Source organism: Enterobacter cloacae complex sp. P15RS (genome assembly GCF_014895905.1).
Classification (GTDB): Bacteria; Pseudomonadota; Gammaproteobacteria; order Enterobacterales; family Enterobacteriaceae; genus Enterobacter; species Enterobacter quasihormaechei.
Window position 1 is genome coordinate 1 of sequence record NZ_JADBQL010000037.1, and the last position, 17,053, is coordinate 17,053.

The window sequence follows — 17,053 nt, forward strand, 5'->3', positions numbered from 1 at the left end:
CTGGCGCAGGCGGGATACCGTACGCTGGCGCAGAAGCTGCAGCAGGACGCAAACGTCACGTTCCCCCCGGTACTGGTGACGATGCTTGACGGGCTGGAGGCGGAGCTGCGGTGCGGGGAAATCAGTGCTGCTAATCAGCAGTGGCTGGCGCAGTGTGGACTGACGGCGGAGCAGATGGCGCGACAGCTGGAGCCGGTGTACACGCCGCTGCGTAAACTGCACCTGTACCACTGCGACCACCGGGGGCTGCCGCTGGCGCTGATATGTCATGACGGGCGTGTCGCGTGGCAGGCGGAGTACGATGAATGGGGGAACGTGCTGCGGGAGGATAACCCGGACGGGCTGGCACAGCTTCTCCGCCTGCCGGGTCAGCAGTACGATGCGGAGACGGGGCTCTGTTATAACCGGCACCGGTATTACGACCCGGCGCAGGGAAGGTATATCACGCAGGATCCGATAGGGCTGGCGGGGGGATGGAATCCTTATATATATCCGTTGGATCCTGTGGCATATGCAGATCCATTGGGGTTGCAGCCATTTGCTGGATTTGGTACGGGGTTCAATAATTATATGCAGGCCGCAGGTTCGTTGGGTTTTTCGATGGCAGAATCAGGAGCATCTCCTGAAGAGGCTACTGCTGCATTTAACCACATGGCAAAAGGAGATTTACCAAAACAAGCAAGACAATATATAGAGGGGTGGATATACGGTTCTGCTTCCCTTGCGTCTGTGACGGCAGTTGCCTGTTTTTCCGCTCCCTTAGCAATATCAGGAGCCTTAACCGGTGGAGCTAACGCTTTAAATCAAATATGGAATGGCGGAGATTTTAGTTTTAGTGACACTTACGTCGCAACTAATGTAGGGATTTTGACAGAAGGTCGTGGTCTGCTGGCAACCACAGGGATAAATGTCGCCGGTTACTCGATTAGTAATATAATTAAAGGAACTGCTCAGACAGTCGAAGGCATTATTTCAACAGTTTTTGGTACTATAACCGGATATGGCACAGCAAAAGGTTTAGGAACGACTGTCGGTAGTAATATTTCCACAGGAGTTGGAGCTATTGTAACTGAGGTTACTACAAGCCAAACTGTCGAAAAACTTAATGAGTAAGTACAATAAAATGAACACAAAGCAAAGCCCGTATATAACCCTTCTAATATTGACAGTCAAATGCTGTATTTCTGTTAGCGTCGCTCTTTATTTAGCACTGCTTGGCGTTTCTATTTTTCAGGGAGTGAAGGCTGGCGTATTTACATTCCATTTTTACAACGAATTTATCTTTTCTGTTAAGAAAGGGGTGTTTTTTGGCGTGATATATGGATTAGGTGAATGGTTAATAAAGAAAGCTAAAGATCCTGCCAAAAATAAAAAATAATTAAATCATTTTGGGCAAATTATTTATATAAGCGAATAATGCCCCTGATAATTATCAGTTTTTTTTGGAAGAAAAGGGTACTGTCTATGCATCTAACGGTCTTCCGCATCCGGCAGGTTTTTTACCTATAGAGCCGTTTGCCCCTTTACAGTTTCAAGGATGAAATATTTAGGTGGTAATGAGATTTTACCAGAGGATATCGTCACTCTTGGGGGAAAGATGACCAGAATCGTTGTTTATAATTTTGTAAAAGCTGAAGATTTCGATATTGAGGATTAGGAAGATTTTAAGACGTCAACAAATGGATGGACAGTCCGTGTCAGTTTATACACAACGGCTTAAACTCTGCTTATACCATTATCTGTCGCTGGCTTGATATACCTTGAGGGGACGTCTGCTAAGGGGAGTACTCGGCGCAGGGTTGAAGTATCATGGAAGTTTTGATTAGGTTGAGAGAGTGTTAAAAAATGTATGGATACCCGCTGAATCCTGTTACAGATGTAGAGCAGTTGGTGTTGTGGCTCTTTGTCATTTCGCTGGCAGAATGCGCGATCAAAAATACCTACACGGGTACGCATAAGATGAATGCTGCTGACGATCTGCCATAGCCCTTCCCGACCGGGTAAATGAACGTTCTGCACAAGTCAAAGCGGTGTTGTAGACATACCTTTCTCTAAAAAACCGGCTGAAATTTAGGAGTACCCTTTTTTAAAATTTAGCCCCTTAATTTGTACACAAAATCAACGATGACGAAAAGTCTGCGATTTCCAGAACTTATAAAAATCCTGACAAATCAGCAATCTACCACCTAAGGAGTAGTTTAAGGCGTATTTGATTTGCATCAATAAGTGCCTCTGCTGAATCGTTAAGGTAGGCAGTAATAGAAAAGAAATCGAGGCAAAAATGAGCAAAGTCAGACTCGCTATCATCGGTAACGGCATGGTCGGCCACCGCTTTATTGAGGATCTTCTCGATAAAGCCGATGCTGACCAGTTCGATATTACCGTGTTCTGTGAAGAACCCCGCAAGGCGTACGACCGTGTGCACCTGTCTTCCTACTTCTCCCACCATACCGCCGAAGAGCTCTCTCTGGTGCGCGACGGGTTCTACGAGAAGCATGGCGTAAAAGTGCTGGTGGGCGAACGCGCTATCACCATCAACCGTCAGGAGAAAGTGATCCACTCCAGCGCCGGGCGTACGGTTTTTTACGATAAGCTGATCATGGCGACTGGCTCGTATCCGTGGATCCCGCCGATTAAAGGGTCGGAAACCCAGGATTGCTTCGTTTACCGTACCATTGAAGACCTCAACGCCATTGAATCCTGCGCGCGTAGAAGCAAACGCGGTGCGGTTGTCGGCGGTGGTCTGCTGGGCCTGGAAGCGGCAGGCGCGCTGAAAAACCTCGGCGTTGAAACCCACGTCATCGAATTTGCCCCGATGCTGATGGCGGAACAGCTGGACCACATGGGTGGCGATCAGCTACGCCGTAAAATCGAAAGCATGGGCGTGAAGGTTCACACCAGCAAAAACACCAAAGAGATCGTGCAGGAAGGTACCGAAGCGCGTAAAACCATGCGCTTTGCCGACGGCAGCGAGCTGGAAGTGGACTTCATCGTCTTCTCCACCGGTATTCGTCCACGCGACAAGCTCGCCACGCAGTGCGGCCTGGCCGTCGCCCAGCGCGGCGGGATCATGATCAACGATACCTGCCAGACCTCCGATCCGGATATCTACGCCATCGGCGAATGTGCCAGCTGGAATAACCGCGTGTACGGTCTGGTGGCGCCAGGATACAAAATGGCGCAGGTTGCCGTTGACCATATCCTCGGCAACGAAAACGCCTTTACCGGCGCAGACATGAGCGCCAAGCTGAAGCTGCTGGGCGTGGACGTAGGCGGCATTGGCGATGCGCATGGCCGCACCCCGAACTCCCGCAGCTACGTCTATCTGGACGAAAGCAAAGAGGTCTACAAACGCCTTATCGTCAGCCAGGACAACAAAACCCTGCTCGGTGCGGTGCTGGTGGGCGATACCAGCGACTTCGGTAACCTGCTCCAGCTGGTGCTGAACGCCATTGAGCTGCCGGAAAACCCGGACGCGCTGATCCTGCCGGCGCACGCCTCCAGCGGTAAACCGTCGATCGGCGTAGATAAACTGCCGGACAGCGCGCAGATTTGCTCCTGCTTCGACGTCACCAAAGGCATGCTGATCTCCGCCATCAACAAAGGCTGCCACACCGTTGCGGCGCTGAAAGCCGAAACCAAAGCCGGTACCGGCTGCGGCGGCTGTATTCCGCTGGTCACGCAGGTGCTGAACGCTGAACTGGCGAAACAGGGCATCGAAGTGAACAACAACCTGTGCGAGCACTTCGCTTACTCTCGCCAGGAGCTGTATCACCTGATCCGTGTGGAAGGCATCAAATCCTTCGACGAGCTGCTGGAGAAACATGGCCAGGGCTACGGCTGTGAAGTGTGTAAGCCTACCGTCGGTTCCCTGCTGGCGTCCTGCTGGAACGAGTATGTGCTCAAACCAGAGCACACCCCGCTTCAGGACACTAACGACAACTTCCTGGCCAACATTCAGAAAGACGGGACTTACTCGGTGATCCCGCGTTCTGCCGGAGGGGAAATCACTCCGGAAGGGCTGGTCGCCGTGGGCCGTATCGCCCGTGAGTTTAACCTGTACACCAAAATCACCGGTTCTCAGCGTATCGGCCTGTTTGGTGCGCAGAAAGACGATCTGCCGGAAATCTGGCGTCAGCTGATTGAAGCGGGCTTCGAAACTGGTCACGCGTATGCCAAAGCGCTGCGCATGGCGAAAACCTGCGTGGGCAGCACCTGGTGCCGCTACGGCGTAGGCGACAGCGTGGGCTTCGGCGTCGAGCTGGAAAACCGCTACAAAGGCATCCGTACCCCGCACAAAATGAAGTTCGGCGTCTCAGGCTGTACCCGTGAATGTGCCGAAGCGCAGGGTAAAGACGTGGGTATCATCGCCACCGAGAAAGGCTGGAACCTGTACGTGTGCGGCAACGGCGGGATGAAACCTCGCCACGCGGATCTGCTGGCGGCGGATCTCGATCGCGATACGCTGATCAAGTATCTCGACCGCTTCATGATGTTCTACATTCGTACCGCCGATAAGCTGACCCGTACCGCGTCCTGGCTGGATAATCTAGAAGGCGGTATCGACTACCTGAAGTCGGTCATCATTGACGACAAGCTGGGTCTGAACGAACAGCTGGAGTCCGAGATGGCTCGCCTGCGCGAGGCGGTGATCTGCGAGTGGACCGAAACCGTGAACACGCCTGCGGCGCAGACGCGCTTCAAACACTTTATCAACAGCACCCAGCGCGACCCGAACGTGCAGGTGGTGCCGGAGCGCGAACAGCATCGTCCTGCAACCCCGTATGAACGCATTCCGGTGATGCTGGTGGAGGAAAACGCATGAGCCAGTGGGTAAACATCTGCAACATTAATGACATTCTGCCAGCAACCGGCGTCTGTGCTTTGCTGGGTAACGAGCAGGTGGCGATTTTCCGCCCTCGCCACGATGAACAGGTCTTTGCCATCAGCAATATCGACCCGTTTTTTGAGGCCAGCGTGCTCTCCCGCGGACTGATTGCCGAGCACCAGGGCGACCTGTGGGTCGCCAGCCCGCTGAAAAAGCAGCGCTTCCGCTTAACCGACGGGCGCTGCATGGAAGACGAAAGCTTCTCTGTGAAGCACTACGACGTCCGCGTGAAGGACGGCGAGGTGCAGCTGAAAGCGTAACCCTCCGCCTTTCCAATAGGAAAGGCTTATGACCTCTTGTGGGTAGCAGCAGGAAAAACCGTATGTTCTGTACGATCCCTGCTGTTATCCTGACGTCAATTCTTCCCCCGCTATGAATGCTGTGAGGTAACGTCGTGGATCACCTGCCGATTTTTTGTCAATTACGCAACCGCGACTGCCTGCTCGTGGGCGGCGGCGATGTGGCTGAGCGCAAAGCCCGCCTGCTTCTGGAGGCTGGCGCCCGCCTGACCGTTAACGCCCTCACCTTCGCCCCACAGTTTGACGTCTGGGCGCAGGAAGGGGTGCTCACGCTGGTGCAGGGCGAATTTGATGAATCCCTGCTGGAAACCTGCTGGCTGACCATCGCCGCAACGGATAACGATGACGTTAACCAGCGCGTCAGCGACGCCTGCGAAGCGCGCCGCATCTTCTGTAACGTGGTGGATGCGCCGAAAGAGGCGAGCTTTATCATGCCGTCGATTATCGACCGTTCACCGCTGATGATTGCGGTGTCGTCCGGCGGCCGCTCGCCCGTGCTTGCGCGCCTGCTGCGGGAAAAACTGGAGGCCGTGCTGCCGCAGCATCTCGGCCAGATTGCCCACTACGCCGGGCAGCTTCGTTCCCGCGTGAAGCAAACCTTCTCAACCGTGGGCGAGCGTCGTCGCTTCTGGGAGAAATTCTTTGTCAACGACAGGCTGGCGCAGTCGCTGGCCAATCAGGACGCAAAGGCGGTTGAAGAGACCACCGAGCAGCTTCTCTCTGAACCGCTGGATCACCGCGGTGAAGTGGTGCTGGTGGGCGCAGGTCCCGGCGATGCGGGCCTGCTGACGCTGAAAGGCCTACAGCAGATCCAGCAGGCCGATATCGTGGTGTATGACCGTCTGGTCTCTGATGACATCATGAACCTGGTACGCCGGGATGCTGACCGCGTGTTCGTCGGCAAACGGGCGGGCTATCACTGCGTGCCGCAGGAAGAGATCAACCAGATCCTGCTGCGGGAAGCGCAAAAAGGTAAGCGCGTGGTGCGCCTGAAGGGTGGCGATCCGTTTATCTTTGGTCGCGGCGGCGAAGAGCTGGAAACCCTGTGCAACGCGGGTATTCCGTTCTCCGTAGTGCCGGGCATTACGGCGGCATCCGGCTGTTCTGCCTATTCCGGTATCCCGTTGACCCACCGCGATTATGCCCAGAGCGTGCGCCTGGTAACGGGGCACCTGAAAACCGGCAGCGAGCTGGACTGGCATAATCTGGCCGCTGAAAAGCAGACGCTGGTCTTCTATATGGGGCTAAATCAGGCCGCCACTATTCAGGCGAAACTGCTGGAGCACGGCATGGAAGCAGATATGCCGGTCGCGCTGGTAGAAAACGGTACCGCCATTACGCAGCGCGTGGTTGATGGCGTGCTGACGCAGTTGGGCGAGCTGGCGCAGCAGGTTCAAAGCCCGGCGCTGATCGTTGTTGGACGCGTGGTTGAGCTGCGCGAAAAGCTGAACTGGTTCTCGAACCACTAACCATAGTCTCTCTTCCTGGAGTAGTCCTTATGCGGACTACTCCCTTCATACCTCAGTCGATAACATACCGCCCGCATAATGGAACTTTTCCATTTATTCCCTCGTGTTACATCCAATTTTAGATTTTTAGACAAGGAATGCGTATGTTCAAACTGGCAAAAGCTGCCGTTCTGGTCGGCCTGTTATCAACTCTGACGGCCTGCACCGGTCACGTTCAAAATACTAAAAATAATTGCAGCTATGATTACCTGCTGCACCCGGCGATCTCCATTTCGAAGATCATTGGCGGTTGCGGCCCGGCGGCACAGCAGTAAGCATTTTTCAGGCGTAAAAAAACCGGGAATTTCCCGGTTTTTTATTGAGTCCGTATTTGTCGGGTGGCGGCTTAAGGTTTCGCCACAAACCCAATCGCCTCGTACACCGCTTTCAGGGTTTCCGACGCGCGCGCGCTGGCTTTTTCCGCGCCCTCTTTCATCACTTTTTGCAGGAAAGCTTCGTCGTTACGGTAACGATGATAGCGCTCCTGCAACTCGGTCAGCATACCGGAAACGGCGTCAGCTACTTCGCCTTTCAGGTGGCCGTACATCTTGCCTTCGAAGTGTTTTTCCAGCTCAGGGATGCTCTGTCCGGTTACGCCGGAGAGGATGTCCAGCAGGTTGGATACGCCCGCTTTATTCTGCACGTCGTAGCGCACTACCGGCGGCTCGTCGGAGTCGGTTACCGCACGCTTGAGCTTTTTCACCACCGATTTCGGATCTTCCAGCAGGCCGATAACGTTGTTGCGGTTATCGTCAGACTTGGACATCTTTTTGGTCGGCTCCAGCAGCGACATCACGCGCGCGCCGGATTTTGGAATAAACGGCTCCGGCACCTTGAACACGTCGCCGTACAGCGCGTTGAAGCGCTGGGCGATATCGCGGCTCAGCTCCAGATGCTGCTTCTGGTCTTCACCCACCGGCACCTGGTTGGTCTGGTACAGCAGAATATCGGCCGCCATCAGCACCGGATAGTCAAACAGACCGGCGTTAATGTTTTCAGAGTAACGGGCAGACTTATCCTTGAACTGGGTCATGCGGCTCAGCTCACCGAAGTAGGTGTAGCAGTTCAGCGCCCAGCCCAGCTGCGCGTGCTCCGGCACGTGAGACTGAACGAAAATGGTGCTCTTCTCGGGATCGATACCGCAGGCCAGATACAGCGCCAGCGTATCCAGCGTCGCTTTACGCAGCTTCTCGGGATCCTGACGCGCGGTGATAGCATGCAAATCCACGATGCAATAAATGCAGTGGTAGTCATCCTGCATGCTCACCCACTGACGTAACGCACCCATGTAGTTACCAATGGTCAGTTCACCTGAAGGCTGTGCGCCACTAAAAACGATGGGCTTAGTCATTATTCAATTCCTGATGTTCACTGTGCGAGAGCCCGAGTGCGGGCAACAAATCTTTGAAGTGGTCGAACACAACGTCCGGCTCACTCAGCGTAATGGCCTCACCGTAGTTGTAGCCGTAGGTCAACCCAACAGACGGGCAACCTGCCGCTCTGGCAGCCAGAATATCATTGCGGGAATCTCCGACAAAGAGCAGCTCCGCCGGCGCTAAGGATAATTTTCCTGCCACCAGCAGTAGCGGTTCCGGATGCGGCTTTTTATTCTGCACGTCATCGCCGCCCACAATCACGGAGAAGTATTTCGCGATATCCAGCGCTTCCAGCAGAGGCGCAACGAACGGTGTTGGCTTGTTGGTCACCAGCCCCAGCGGGATGCCTTTCGCGTGCAGCGCGCTCAGGGTTTCAGCGACATCCGGGAACAGGAAACTGCCCTCTTCGACGGTCTCTTCATAGAAACGGTCGAACAGTTTACGCAGAATACGCTGCTGTTCGTCCTGGGGGATATCCGCGAGATCAACGCTCGGTTTTCCCTGTGCGGAACGCTGAGAGGCGCGCTCCTGACGCGCCCAGGCCAGCGCGCGCTCCATCAGCACGTCCGCACCGTTACCAATCCACGTCACGACGCGCTCTTCGCCCGCAACGGGGAGTTCAAGCGCATACAGCGCCCGATCGACGGCGCTGGTTAATCCTGGCGCGCTGTCGACCAGCGTGCCGTCGAGGTCAAATGCTACACCCCGAATAGCCTGCAATTTATCCATGACTTACCTTCGCCAGTTCACGGCGCATTTCATCAATAACTTTTTTGTAATCCGGCTGATCGAAGATGGCGGAGCCCGCAACGAACATATCCGCACCCGCAGCCGCAATCTCACCGATATTATTCACCTTCACGCCGCCGTCCACTTCCAGGCGAATATCATAGCCAGACTCATCGATACGGCGGCGCACTTCACGCAGTTTGTCGAGGGTCTGTGGGATAAACGACTGGCCGCCAAAGCCCGGGTTAACGGACATCAGCAGGATCACGTCCAGCTTGTCCATCACGTAGTCGAGATAGCTCAGCGGGGTCGCCGGGTTAAAGACCAGCCCCGCCTTACAGCCGTTCTCTTTGATCAGTTGCAGCGTGCGGTCAACGTGCTCGGAGGCTTCCGGGTGGAAAGTGATGATGCTGGCACCCGCTGCGGCAAAATCAGGCACGATGCGGTCAACCGGCTTCACCATCAGATGCACGTCAATGGGCGCGGTGATCCCGTAATTACGCAGCGCTTTAAGCACCATCGGACCGATGGTCAGGTTGGGAACGTAGTGGTTATCCATCACGTCGAAATGGACGACGTCCGCGCCAGCCGCGAGAGCTTTGGCAGTGTCTTCACCCAGGCGGGCAAAATCGGCCGACAGAATTGAGGGAGCAATCAAAAACTGTTTCATCCGCATCTCCTTGAAATGTGTTTACCGGCGGGCAAAGGCTCAGGGTCGATAAAGCGCCAGAAGTTCGTCCACCTTTTTACGTGTGCCGCCGTTGCTGCTAATGCTACGCCGCACTTTTACCTGAAAATGCTTCGCGGCTTTGTACCATTCGCGCGTATCAGGCGTGTCGTGATTCGAAATTAACACCGGAATTCTTTTGCTGACCAGCTTTTCCGCCAACTCCGCCAGACGCGCCTGCTCGGCAGGGCTAAAGCTGTTGGTATGGTAGGCGGTGAAATTTGCCGTGGCAGACAGCGGCGCGTAAGGCGGGTCGCAGTAAACCACCGAGTTTACGCCCGCCAGCTCCATGCACTCTTCATAGGAGAGGCAATAGAATTCGGCATTCTGCGCTTTTTCAGCAAAGTGATACAGTTCGTCCTGCGGGAAGTAGGGGCGCTTATAGCGGCCAAACGGCACGTTAAACTCGCCACGCAGATTATACCGGCACAAGCCGTTGTAGCCATGGCGGTTGAGATAAAGAAACAACAGCGCGCGACGGAACGGATCCTGGCTCTGATTAAACTCAGCGCGGAACTGATAGTAGACGTCCGGGTTGTTGTTCTCTGGGGTAAACAGCTTCCGCGCCTCTTCCACGTACTCATCGGTACGCAGTTTGACGATGTTATAGAGGCTGATAAGGTCGCTGTTGATATCCGCCAGGATATAACGAGAAAAATCGGTATTCAGGAACACCGATCCAGCACCCACGAAGGGCTCGATAAGACACTCGCCTTTCGGCAGGTGCTTTTTAATATCATCGAGCAGGGGGTATTTCCCCCCTGCCCATTTCAGAAAAGCGCGATTTTTTTTCATGCTGACTAACTGATTACACCTTCTCCGGCTGTGGAGAAAGCTCCGACAGCATCCTGCGCTTTAAACATTACTTCAGATCGGCCTGCACCTGATGAATCGGCTTCGCCCACGGATTTTTCGCCTGCACATCGGCTGGCAGCGTGGAGACGGCACGTTTTGCTTCATCTTTAGAAGCATAAACACCGCTTACCAGCACGTACCACGGCTGTCCGTTACGGGTCGTCTGATAAACCACATAGTTTTTCAGATTCGATTTCTTCGCCCAGGCGTTGAGGTTGTCGTAGTTAGACGAACTGCTCAGCTGCAACGTGTAGTTGCTGGATGACGCAGCTTTAAGAGAACCCACGTTACCCGTCGTTTTCCCTGCCGTAGTGCCGGATGCACTAGCGGCTGGCGTTGCAGCCGGTGCCGCAGGCGCGGTTGTGGTCGCCGTTGCTTTCGGTGCAGCGGTTGCCGCAGGCGTTGGCGCTTTAACCGGCTGGCTCACCGCAGGTTTTGTCTGCGCTGGCGCTTTCGTTTCTGGCGCTTTTGCCACAGCCTGTGGTTTCGTCTCACGCTTCGGCTCAATCACGGCCTGCTTACGTTCCTGACGCGGCGCAGTCTGCGTCTGGCGCGGTTTGGTTTCCGTTGCCGCAGTTTGCTGCTGGGCATTGCTGCCATGCACTGGCGCAACGGTGGCGGGTTCAGTTGGCAGCGTGGAGTTCACCACGGCGTTGTTAACCTGCTCCTGATTCTGCGGCTGCATCAGCGCGTTGTTCAGATCGCCCTGAACCTCAACACGCTGCTGGCCTTCAGGCGTAGCGGGTGCCTGGCCCTGAGTCGGGGTAGCAGAGACGGGCGGCAGAGAGATATCCTGACCGGCGCTGGTGTTGCCTGCGGTCTGCTCTGCGGAGGTGGTGCCCGGCGCAGGCTGAGCGCCATTCGCCTGGTTGCTCGCATCGTTACCAGACAGGTCGATGCTCTTCTCGGCAGACGCGGTCTGCTCGGTAGAATGGGTAGAAGGGGCTTTTAGCGCGGAACCAATGCCGACAATCAGCAGTACCAGCACCAGAACGCCAAGGCCCATCATGATGTACTGACGGGAGGCCGGTTTTGCCGCTACCGCTTTTTTACGCTTGCGCGGACGACGTTCAACAGGCTGTTCATCCATTAACTCTTCTTCGGATTCAAACGCCTCGTCTTCACGCTCATTGCGCGCGTTGCGGCTACGCGAAGGGCGACGATCGTCTGCATCCAGATCGACATCGTCAAAGTTGATCTGCGGCTCGTTATCACGTTCTGAAGATTGACGAGAACGACCAGTACGACGATCGCTGGGATCGGGTTTCAGCTCGTCTTCTGGTTTGAATTCATCCATTTAACACCCCACTCAAAGGCTTCTGCCAACGACTCTGCATTTACCTGAAGCTAAAACGACCACCTGTTACAGCGGTCTGACCTTTCTAGTTGTTACGCCTGCTGACAATCAGCAATAGCGCCAAGTACGACTTCGTGCGGCACTCCGCCGCGCACTTCACTTTTCCCTATTGCAAGCGGGAGCACCAGACGCATCTCACCTGCCAATACTTTTTTATCGCGCATCATGTGGGGAAGGTACGCCTGCGCAGACATTTCCTGCGGACCACTCACCGGCAAGCCAGCGCGCTTAAGCAACGCAATGATACGCGCTGTCTCTTCCGGCCTGAACTGCCCCAGACGTTCAGAGGCACGGGCCGCCATAACCATCCCGGCAGCGACAGCTTCACCGTGAAGCCAGTTACCGTAGCCCATTTCGGCTTCGATCGCGTGACCAAACGTATGCCCCAGATTCAGTAAAGCACGTAAGCCGGTTTCACGCTCATCTGCGGCAACGACTTCTGCTTTCAGCTCACAGCAACGGCGAATACAGTAGGCCATTGCCTGCCCATCGAGGCGCAGCAGTGCATCCATATTCTCTTCCAGCCAGTTGAAGAACTCACCATCAAGAATAATGCCGTATTTGATCACTTCTGCAAGGCCAGACGCCAGTTCGCGTGCTGGCAACGTTTTCAGACAGTCGAGATCCACCACCACCGATGCAGGCTGGTAGAACGCGCCAATCATGTTTTTGCCGAGCGGATGGTTAACCGCCGTTTTACCGCCTACAGAAGAATCGACCTGTGACAGCAACGTGGTTGGAATTTGAATAAAGCGCACACCGCGCTGATAGCTGGCGGCTGCAAAACCGGTCAGATCGCCCACAACGCCGCCGCCAAGAGCAAGCAGTGTTGTATCACGACCGTGCGGTTTTTGCAGAAGTGCGGTAAAGACGGTATCCAGTACCGTCAGGCTTTTGTACTGCTCGCCATCGGGCAGAATCACACTGTCGACCTTCACGCCCGCCTGCTCAAGCAGGTGGCGTACACGGTCGAGATAAAGCGGAGCCAGCGTCTCGTTGGTGACCAGCATCGCCTGATCACCCGCTTTCAGTGGTAAGAAGGAAGCTGGATCGTTAAACAAACCAGCCGCGATGGTGATAGGGTAACTACGTTCCCCGAGAGTAACTGTAATCCTCTCCATGACGCGACATCCACCTTAAATGCTTTTACCCGCAGGCGAGTGTATATAAAGCCAGAATCAGTTGCTTTCCAGCATATGAATAATCTGGTTTGCAACCACTTTAGCGCTTTGATCGTCAGTACGAATGGTCACATCAGCAATCTCTTCGTACAGAGGATTGCGTTCATCGGCCAAAGCTTCCAGAACTTCACGTGGCGGTGTTTCAACCTGCAACAACGGGCGCTTTTTATCACGCTGCGTGCGTGCCAGCTGTTTTTCGATGGTCGTCTCAAGATAGACCACTACGCCACGGGCGGAGAGACGGTTGCGGGTTTCGCGAGATTTTACAGAGCCGCCGCCTGTTGCCAGCACAATGCCCTGTTTTTCCGTGAGTTCGTTGATCACTTTTTCTTCTCGGTCACGGAAACCTTCTTCGCCTTCTACGTCGAAGACCCAGCCCACATCCGCTCCGGTTCGTTTCTCAATCTCTTGATCAGAATCGTAAAATTCCATATTGAGTTGTTGAGCTAACTGACGCCCAATAGTGCTTTTGCCGGCACCCATAGGCCCAACCAGAAAGATATTGCGTTTCTCTGCCATTTTTTCGGTACTACTAAGACTATTCGTTAATGGTAATCCCCGCTGCGCAGACACCTGGCGTAGCAGGACATGAACTGAAACCTCATTTGCAATAGAGCGAGAGTCAGACGAAAAATTATCTCAATACTCCGGCTTGTTTGGCAACTGATTAAATCACCGTTCCCGGCGCATAAGGAAATAAGACGTAAGTCCAACTCAAATCGGTACTCCTTGTATGCTAATTCATGCCCCACGTCAAACATCTGCAACAAACTGAATGCAAAATCATTGCGGGGATCGTTACCCATTAATGAATACTGACCAGACGTGGCGTGATAAACACCACCAGCTCGCGCCGTTCGTTATCTTTTCCGTCATGGCGAAACAACTGACCCAGCCACGGTATGTTGCCCAGCACAGGCACGCTATCGCGTCCGGTTTTATTCTTTTGCGAAAAGATCCCGCCCAGCGCGATCGTTTCCCCACTTTTTACTTCTACCTGCGTTTCGATCTCCTGTTTATCAATCGCCAGCGTTTCGCCGTCTGCCTGTTGCAGTACCTGTCCGGGCATATTTTCACTGATATGCAGCTTCAGACGTACGCGGCCGCCTGGCAGCACTACCGGTGTGACCTCCATCCCTAATACCGCCTCTTTAAATTCAACGGATGTCGCCCCGCTCTCGCCGCTGGAAACCTGATACGGAATTTCACTGCCCTGCTTGATGCTGGCCGGCTGCATATGCGACGCCAGCAGCCGCGGGCTGGCGATAATGTCCACCTGCTGCTTTTGCTCAAGCGCAGACAGCTCAAGATCCAGCATCCTGCCGTTGATGCGCCCGATGTTGAACCCCACGTGGGTGGTTGCGCTGGCGACCGACAGATCGGCACCAAGCGTCGTCACCTGCCCCACTTTTCCCGCCTCCGACGCCTCGGCGAGACTCCACTTCACGCCCAGCTCGCGCAGGCTTTTTTCATTGATGGTCACGATTTGCGCCGCCAGCTCCACCTGCTCGATGGGCAGATCCATCTGCGCCGCCCAGCGCGAGAGCGTGTCCACAACCGTCTGGTTATCCCTTATCAGGAGACGATTGGTGCGCTTGTCGACGGACAGACTGCCTTTCGGGCTTAAGAGCTTCTCCGCCGCTTTTTGCAATTCGGCTGCATCCGCCCAGGCAAACGGAATGCTGTGAGAGAGAAGCGGGGCATCGAGCAGACGCTGGGCCCGCTCCTGCTCTTTACGCGTCTGTTGTTCCCGTTGCCAGGCCGCCGTATGCACATAAAAAATGCCGCCCTCTTCCCGCAATACCAGCCCGGCGCTGTTCACTACCGTCTGGAGCGCCTGCCTCCAGGGCACCCGTGTTAAATTCAGCGAAAGCGAACCGCTGACGTCCGGCGAGACCACCAGATTGCGGTCCGCCTGTGCTATCAATGCCTGTAAAATCTGCACCACCGGGACATCATCCACCAGCAGGGTGACCGGTTTTGGCGTGGCGGCCCACAGGGGTTGGCTGAGTGCCGTCAGCAACAGCAATATCCTTAACTTCACTTTTTTTCGTTCCTTCTCGTTGCCATGTCCATCGCTTCGGCTCGCACATGTCGCCGACATCAACGGTCAGTTGTTGTTTATCTATCGCACTCACCCGCCAGCCTGGCGGTAACCGCATCTGCGTTTTTACCCGGTGCCAGCGTTTCTGCTCGTCCTGCATAAGGCCGATATCCATGCCGCCACTGACTATCCCCTGATAACGCCACTGGCTCAGTTGCCCTGCGGCGCAGCTCTCGTGTGGCACTGAGAAGGGATCCCGCATCCCGGTCAGGAAAAGCGGAGAAAGCAGGATCAGCAAACGGGCTTTACCGCGCATGACCGACCTCCAGTTGCAGGCTGAGGCGTAGCTGTTTGCCCTGAGGCGTAAGATCAAATGCGCTCACCCGCACGTTCTTAAGCGCCAGCCGTGAAAAGAGCGCCGGAACGGCACTCCATGAGATATCCAGCGCCAGCTCTCCCCCACTCTTTTGCGGCTTCCAGTACACCAGCCTTGCGTCCTCACGCTGAAATGCCAGCGGAGAAAAGGGCTGCAAGGGCTTCCCTTGCGTAACCCCCGGTCGCCGTCTGGCTTCTGGCCACAGCGAGGCATTAATCCGCTGTGTACTGATGGCCTGCGCCTGAATATCGGCGTGGCGAAGAGCTGCGGGTCTGAGCAGCAGCCCCCACATCACAAACGCGATGACCCCCGATGCCATCAACCAGCAAAGTACGCGTCGGGAAGGGCGTGCATCAGCCCAGCGTTGATACCAGATCCCCACTGGTTACCTCCGGCTATGCAGCTGAAAAGAGAACATCCATCGCCCCTGGCTATCCTGTTTCAGTTCGCCTGTCGGCCCGGGGTTAAAACCCGCCACCCTTTTTAGCGCATCGGTCATGGCGGAGAGCGCCGGGAGTGAGGAGGCATAACCTGTCAGGATCAGCGAGGGTGGCTGGTAACGCAGCGCCGTCAGCCAGGCCTGCTGGGGCATGGCGCCAGCGAGAGATTCCAGCGCGGGTTGCCAGGCCACCGGCTCGGGCGGCTGCGAAGGGGTATTCAGCGCCGCAGGCTGCGGCTGACGGGCTTTCAATACCTTCTGCACCGCACGCGTGTCCGCCAGATCGCTTTGCAACGCCTGTGACGATAGAGACTGAGCCGCCCGCAGGCTAACGCCGCCCGCCAGCATCACCAGCAACGAGGCGACGTACAGCAGGCCCCAGAAGCGCAGGCGCTGGATACGCTGTTGCCAACGCCACGGTAAAAGATTGGGCATGCTCATCAACGTGCCTCGCTCATGGCCAGCGCCAGGGCGACGGTGTACTCAGCACCGCATTCAGGCAGCGGCGGCTGACACAGCGTCACCGCTTCCCAGGGATCGCGAGCAGCATCAAAAACGGCGATGTCAGAAGCAGACAGCGCAAGCAGCGCCGCCAGCTCATTCACCGTCGCCGCTTCTGTGGTATAGCGCCGCCCCCACTGATGACGCATCGCCCATAACCACTGGTCTTCATCTCTCCAGGCCACGCACCGGGCGGGTTCAACAGCAGAGAGAAGATTAGCCAGCGCGCCGGCATCCGGGGCGATGGCGGCCAGGCGCAAACGCAGCGCTTTCGCCAGCGACAGCAGAGTATCGACCTCTCTGTTTTGCGCCGCGGTGACATGAAATGTGTTGCTGAACGTATCCTGCGCGTAGTCAAAGCAGAGCGTATCGGCGGGCATCTCCAGCTCACGTGCTAATGTGGCCCCTACCCAGGTGAGCTGTTCGCTGTCGCGCAAGGCTACGGTGGGCCGGGGCAACGCGCGTTGCAGCACGCGCGTCGCCGGAAATGAGAGAAAAACCCGATGCGCGTGCGGCAACGTCTTCCGCCAGCCGCGTAATGCATTAACCAGTTGATCGGGCTTGAGTATTTTCCCCTCCCCGATAATGCCGTCCGACAGCGGCACGGCCCACCAGCGGCGTAAACGCCAGCCGGCCCGCTCCCGGGTCAGCGCCACCGCGACCACCTTATCCTGTTGAATATGAACGCCTGTTTGCCACGTTTTAAAAGCCATGCTTCACGATCTCCTTATCGCCCGTCGGAGTGACGGCTATATCAATGAATCAGGCTTGCC

General features: G+C 55.5%; 18 protein-coding genes. 6 read left to right on the plus strand and 12 right to left on the minus strand.

Features of this window, described 5'->3' with window-relative positions; translation table 11 throughout:
- The 6 genes from IM267_RS21485 to IM267_RS19105 all read left to right on the plus strand — a co-directional run.
- Nucleotides 1-1,113, plus strand: a 1,113-nt coding sequence (locus IM267_RS21485; RefSeq protein WP_193034071.1) for an RHS repeat-associated core domain-containing protein, incomplete at its 5' end; no start/stop codon positions are given.
- 10 nt (nucleotides 1,114-1,123) lie between these two features.
- Entirely contained in the window at nucleotides 1,124-1,378 is a 255-nt protein-coding gene (locus IM267_RS19085; protein ID WP_193034072.1) for a hypothetical protein, read from the plus strand.
- Between the two features lie 903 nt (nucleotides 1,379-2,281).
- Nucleotides 2,282-4,825, plus strand: coding sequence for a nitrite reductase large subunit NirB (gene nirB / locus IM267_RS19090; RefSeq protein ID WP_107534052.1), 2,544 nt, complete (start codon nucleotides 2,282-2,284; stop codon nucleotides 4,823-4,825).
- A complete protein-coding gene (gene nirD / locus IM267_RS19095) occupies nucleotides 4,822-5,148 on the plus strand; it encodes a nitrite reductase small subunit NirD (RefSeq protein WP_063449497.1) in 327 nt (108 codons plus the stop codon). Before nirB ends, nirD begins: the two co-directional genes overlap by 4 nt.
- Nucleotides 5,149-5,282: 134 nt before the next feature.
- Nucleotides 5,283-6,656 carry a siroheme synthase CysG gene (gene cysG, locus IM267_RS19100; RefSeq protein ID WP_193034073.1) on the plus strand — a complete coding sequence of 458 codons (1,374 nt, stop codon included), beginning with the start codon at nucleotides 5,283-5,285 and terminating at the stop codon, nucleotides 6,654-6,656.
- 143 nt (nucleotides 6,657-6,799) lie between these two features.
- On the plus strand, nucleotides 6,800-6,970 hold the full coding sequence (locus IM267_RS19105; RefSeq protein ID WP_008503029.1) for a YhfL family protein: 171 nt from the start codon (nucleotides 6,800-6,802) through the stop codon (nucleotides 6,968-6,970).
- Nucleotides 6,971-7,041: 71 nt separating this feature from the next.
- Here IM267_RS19105 and trpS read toward each other — a convergent pair whose 3' ends face one another.
- The 12 genes from trpS to pilM all read right to left on the minus strand — a co-directional run bounded on the left by trpS (nucleotide 7,042) and on the right by pilM (nucleotide 16,993).
- The gene (gene trpS, locus IM267_RS19110; protein ID WP_023298773.1) at nucleotides 7,042-8,046 is read right to left on the minus strand and encodes a tryptophan--tRNA ligase; all 1,005 of its coding nucleotides are present in this window, start codon (nucleotides 8,044-8,046) and stop codon (nucleotides 7,042-7,044) included.
- The gene (gene gph, locus IM267_RS19115; protein WP_193034074.1) at nucleotides 8,039-8,800 is read right to left on the minus strand and encodes a phosphoglycolate phosphatase; all 762 of its coding nucleotides are present in this window, start codon (nucleotides 8,798-8,800) and stop codon (nucleotides 8,039-8,041) included. Before gph ends, trpS begins: the two co-directional genes overlap by 8 nt.
- Nucleotides 8,793-9,470 (minus strand): ribulose-phosphate 3-epimerase, encoded by a 678-nt coding sequence (gene rpe / locus IM267_RS19120; protein WP_003861634.1) that lies wholly within the window; start codon nucleotides 9,468-9,470, stop codon nucleotides 8,793-8,795. Before rpe ends, gph begins: the two co-directional genes overlap by 8 nt.
- 39 nt (nucleotides 9,471-9,509) lie before the next feature.
- Nucleotides 9,510-10,322, minus strand: coding sequence for an adenine-specific DNA-methyltransferase (gene dam / locus IM267_RS19125; protein ID WP_063449500.1), 813 nt, complete (start codon nucleotides 10,320-10,322; stop codon nucleotides 9,510-9,512).
- A gap of 67 nt (nucleotides 10,323-10,389) precedes the next feature.
- Entirely contained in the window at nucleotides 10,390-11,679 is a 1,290-nt protein-coding gene (gene damX / locus IM267_RS19130) for a cell division protein DamX (protein ID WP_193034075.1), read from the minus strand.
- 92 nt (nucleotides 11,680-11,771) lie between these two features.
- Entirely contained in the window at nucleotides 11,772-12,860 is a 1,089-nt protein-coding gene (gene aroB / locus IM267_RS19135; RefSeq protein WP_063865743.1) for a 3-dehydroquinate synthase, read from the minus strand.
- 57 nt (nucleotides 12,861-12,917) lie between these two features.
- Nucleotides 12,918-13,439 (minus strand): shikimate kinase AroK, encoded by a 522-nt coding sequence (gene aroK, locus IM267_RS19140; protein WP_003861630.1) that lies wholly within the window; start codon nucleotides 13,437-13,439, stop codon nucleotides 12,918-12,920.
- 286 nt (nucleotides 13,440-13,725) lie between these two features.
- Nucleotides 13,726-14,964 (minus strand): DNA uptake porin HofQ, encoded by a 1,239-nt coding sequence (gene hofQ / locus IM267_RS19145; protein ID WP_193034076.1) that lies wholly within the window; start codon nucleotides 14,962-14,964, stop codon nucleotides 13,726-13,728.
- Nucleotides 14,876-15,280 (minus strand): HofP DNA utilization family protein, encoded by a 405-nt coding sequence (locus IM267_RS19150; protein WP_193034077.1) that lies wholly within the window; start codon nucleotides 15,278-15,280, stop codon nucleotides 14,876-14,878. The genes hofQ and IM267_RS19150 overlap by 89 nt, the downstream gene beginning before the upstream one ends.
- Complete coding sequence (locus IM267_RS19155) at nucleotides 15,270-15,722, minus strand: DNA utilization protein HofO (protein ID WP_193034078.1); 453 nt, start codon at nucleotides 15,720-15,722, stop codon at nucleotides 15,270-15,272. Before IM267_RS19155 ends, IM267_RS19150 begins: the two co-directional genes overlap by 11 nt.
- 3 nt (nucleotides 15,723-15,725) lie before the next feature.
- Complete coding sequence (locus tag IM267_RS19160) at nucleotides 15,726-16,220, minus strand: PilN domain-containing protein (RefSeq protein WP_193034079.1); 495 nt, start codon at nucleotides 16,218-16,220, stop codon at nucleotides 15,726-15,728.
- Nucleotides 16,220-16,993 (minus strand): pilus assembly protein PilM, encoded by a 774-nt coding sequence (gene pilM / locus IM267_RS19165; RefSeq protein ID WP_193034080.1) that lies wholly within the window; start codon nucleotides 16,991-16,993, stop codon nucleotides 16,220-16,222. Before pilM ends, IM267_RS19160 begins: the two co-directional genes overlap by 1 nt.
- Between the last annotated feature and the right edge of the window lie 60 nt (nucleotides 16,994-17,053).

Coding starts and splice junctions, on each gene's coding strand:
- IM267_RS19085 (WP_193034072.1), top strand. CDS start 1,124: ATGAACACAAAGCAAAGCCCGTATATAACCCTTCTAATATTGACAGTC.
- nirB (WP_107534052.1), top strand. CDS start 2,282: ATGAGCAAAGTCAGACTCGCTATCATCGGTAACGGCATGGTCGGCCAC.
- nirD (WP_063449497.1), top strand. CDS start 4,822: ATGAGCCAGTGGGTAAACATCTGCAACATTAATGACATTCTGCCAGCA.
- IM267_RS19105 (WP_008503029.1), top strand. CDS start 6,800: ATGTTCAAACTGGCAAAAGCTGCCGTTCTGGTCGGCCTGTTATCAACT.
- trpS (WP_023298773.1), bottom strand. CDS start 8,046: ATGACTAAGCCCATCGTTTTTAGTGGCGCACAGCCTTCAGGTGAACTG.
- gph (WP_193034074.1), bottom strand. CDS start 8,800: ATGGATAAATTGCAGGCTATTCGGGGTGTAGCATTTGACCTCGACGGC.
- rpe (WP_003861634.1), bottom strand. CDS start 9,470: ATGAAACAGTTTTTGATTGCTCCCTCAATTCTGTCGGCCGATTTTGCC.
- dam (WP_063449500.1), bottom strand. CDS start 10,322: ATGAAAAAAAATCGCGCTTTTCTGAAATGGGCAGGGGGGAAATACCCC.
- damX (WP_193034075.1), bottom strand. CDS start 11,679: ATGGATGAATTCAAACCAGAAGACGAGCTGAAACCCGATCCCAGCGAT.
- aroB (WP_063865743.1), bottom strand. CDS start 12,860: ATGGAGAGGATTACAGTTACTCTCGGGGAACGTAGTTACCCTATCACC.
- aroK (WP_003861630.1), bottom strand. CDS start 13,439: ATGGCAGAGAAACGCAATATCTTTCTGGTTGGGCCTATGGGTGCCGGC.
- IM267_RS19150 (WP_193034077.1), bottom strand. CDS start 15,280: ATGCGCGGTAAAGCCCGTTTGCTGATCCTGCTTTCTCCGCTTTTCCTG.
- IM267_RS19160 (WP_193034079.1), bottom strand. CDS start 16,220: ATGAGCATGCCCAATCTTTTACCGTGGCGTTGGCAACAGCGTATCCAG.
- pilM (WP_193034080.1), bottom strand. CDS start 16,993: ATGGCTTTTAAAACGTGGCAAACAGGCGTTCATATTCAACAGGATAAG.